The sequence below is a fragment of the Mesorhizobium sp. M1A.F.Ca.IN.020.03.2.1 genome (assembly GCF_004023205.1).
Taxonomy (GTDB): domain Bacteria; phylum Pseudomonadota; class Alphaproteobacteria; order Rhizobiales; family Rhizobiaceae; genus Mesorhizobium.
In genome coordinates, this window is record NZ_RZSV01000401.1 from 1 (window position 1) to 2678 (window position 2678).

Sequence of the window (2678 nt, forward strand, 5' to 3'; positions counted from 1 at the left end):
GCACATCACCGACCAGGGCGCGGGCGCGCCGCGCGTCGCCCTGCCAGATCGCCAGGCGCACCTTGCCCAACCGCGCGTCGAGAAGGCCGGGCCTGATCGCAAGCGCCCGGTCGAAGAACCGCCCGGCCTCGTCGAAGCGCTGGGTGGAGCCGACAACGAGGCCGAGCGCGACCAGGGTGTCGGTGTTCCTGGGCGACAGCTTGAGCGCGCGGCGATAGGCGGTCTCGGCCTCGGGCAGCTTTCCCGCCGCCCGCAACCGCCTGCCCTGCTCCAACTGGATGGCGACGGGATCGGGCCGCCGGTGGGGCGGCTTCTTCGCCGGCGCCGCGGCAGCCGGAACCGGCTTCGCCTGGCTGGCCTGCTTGGCCTTGCGGATGTTCTCTAGAAGCGCTGCCGCGTCGGCATTGCCGGGCTCTGCCTCAGCGACCTTCTCGGCGAGCGGCAGCGCCGCATCCAGATTGCCGGAGCGGAATTCGACCTGGGCCATGCCGAAGCTCGCATCGCGATAGGCCGGGGCAAGGGAAAGCGCCCTGGAAAAGGCGTCGCGCGCCGCCGGCAGATCGTTGCGGCCGAGCTCGGCGAAGCCAAGCTGCACAAGAGCGTCGGCATTGTCAGCTTTCAACGCCAGCGCGCGCCGGAAAAGATCGGCGGCCTCGTCGAAATGCTGCGCCTGCCTGGCCTTGACGCCGGATGCGTAGAGCTCGTCGACAGTCTGCGCCAGCGCCGCGCCGGGAGCGGCGGCGATCGCCAGGATCAGGCATGCGGCAAAGGCTGAGTGCCGGCCGCGCCGCATCAGCGCTTCCCGCCCTTGCGGGCGATGAGACGCGCCAGCCGGGCCAGTAGCTCCTCGGGAATGAACGGCTTCACCAGATAATCGTCGGCGCCCTTCTCAAGCGCCGAAACGATGTCCTTCTCGGCCTTGCGCGCGGTCAGCATCACCACCGGAGTCTTCGACAGCACCGGGTCGCCCTTGATGCGCGCCAGCACCTCGATGCCGTCGGCCTTGGGCATCATCGCGTCGAGCACGATGATGTCGGGGCCGTCCTGCTCCGCCTTCGCCAGCGCCTCGGCGCCGTCCACCGCTTTGATGACCTCGTATCCCTTCGCCCTCAGCCTGAATTCCATCAGCTCGAGCAACAAGGGATCATCATCGCAGATCAGAACTCTTGCCTTCGCTCCATCCACCACCAGTCCTGCTCCGGTTCCGTCGCCCCCCGGAGTGATGACGCCGCGCGATCTTAGATAAAGCCGATTCGCGGCGGCCGCATTTCGACACAATCACTAGATGAATATTGGGCCATGGTTAAGGAGCGGCAAACGCAAAACCGACTTTGCCGACAGGCATCTTTTGCGCGGCTTTCTCGCCGGCTAAACCGGGCCGGAACGCCCCGAAAGCAGCCTTCTCACCTCGCCCGCAAGCGCCAGCGGGTCGAACGGCTTGGCGATCACTCCCACGGCTCCCATGGCGAGATAACGCTCCACCTCATGCGTCTGGGTGCGCGCCGTGATGAACGCCACCGGAATCGCGGCCGTCAGCGGCGAATCGGCCAGGCGCCTCAGTGTTTCCGGCCCGTCCATGTCCGGCATCATCACGTCGAGCAGGATGAGGTCAGGGCGCCAATCGGCGGCATCGGTCAGCGCTGCGATGCCCGAGGCGCTGGACCGCACCTCGAATTCCGGCTCGAGTTCCAGCGACATCTGGGCGATTTCGCGGATGTCGTCCTCGTCGTCCACATAGAGGATCCTTGCCGGCATAATCATCACTCCTTGGCACTGGAGGCGGGTCTGGCGCTATCGAGCGATGAGACCAACATGCTCCTAACCAGCCTGGCGACATCGATCTCCGACGCCTTGGTCTTGGTCATCATCGCCTGCACCCGGTCACCGAGGTTCTGATCCAGCTCCGCCGCCGAGAACACGATGACTTGGGTTTCCAGCGGCAGATCGATGAGCAGATCCAGTCCCGATCCGTCGGGAAGCAGTATGTCCAGGATGACCAGATCGAAGCGATGCTTTGCCACCGCCTTCCGCGCCTCCTGCAGCGTTTTGGCGGAAGCGATCAAGACGCCTGGACCCAAGCCAGCTGACATCACGGCAAGGACGCCCTCGTCGTCCTCGACGTGGAGGATCCTCGGCCTCCGCTCGACCTTGCTGGCGAGGATCTTGGCGAGAGCGGCGTGAAGGCGCGCCGAATCCACCGGCTTCTCCAGCCAGTCGACGATGCCGATGGCGGTTCCGTTCAGCGAGCGCCTGGCCTCGTCGGCGATGGCGGAGATGACGATGACCGAAATCTCGGAATTCACCGGTGAGACCCTGATGTCGTGGAAAAGCTTGATGCCGGATTCCCCGGCCAGCTTGATGTCGAGCGTCAGCGCCACATAGTCGCGGGAGTTCAGGAGCGCTTTTGCGGTACCGATATCGGGGGCGACATCGCTGGAAAAGCCGTCGGCGTCGAGAAGCGCTGCGATCACCGCAGCGATGTCGGGCTCATCCTCGCAGATGAGGACGCGCAGGCGGCCATCGCGCTTTCGCGACCGGCGCTCGACCAAAACCGGCTTCTCGACACTTCTCTGCGCTTCGGCAAGATCGACGTGAAACGAGGTTCCCTTGCCTTCCTCGCTTTCGAAGGAAACGGCGCCGCCGAGCTTTTCGACGATAGTCTTGACGATGCTCAGGCC

General features: G+C 65.2%; 4 protein-coding genes. All 4 read right to left on the bottom strand.

The window, feature by feature from the left end; translation table 11 throughout:
- Positions 1-793 (bottom strand): tetratricopeptide repeat protein (locus EOA79_RS31245; RefSeq protein ID WP_128293644.1); only part of this gene is annotated, 793 nt, incomplete at its 3' end.
- Positions 793-1185, bottom strand: coding sequence for a response regulator (locus EOA79_RS31250; protein WP_067000929.1), 393 nt, complete (start codon positions 1183-1185; stop codon positions 793-795). The genes EOA79_RS31250 and EOA79_RS31245, both read right to left, overlap by 1 nt.
- Positions 1186-1368: 183 nt before the next feature.
- Positions 1369-1755, bottom strand: coding sequence for a response regulator (locus EOA79_RS31255; protein ID WP_082980640.1), 387 nt, complete (start codon positions 1753-1755; stop codon positions 1369-1371).
- A gap of 5 nt (positions 1756-1760) precedes the next feature.
- Positions 1761-2678 (bottom strand): response regulator (locus tag EOA79_RS31260; RefSeq protein ID WP_128293646.1); only part of this gene is annotated, 918 nt, incomplete at its 5' end.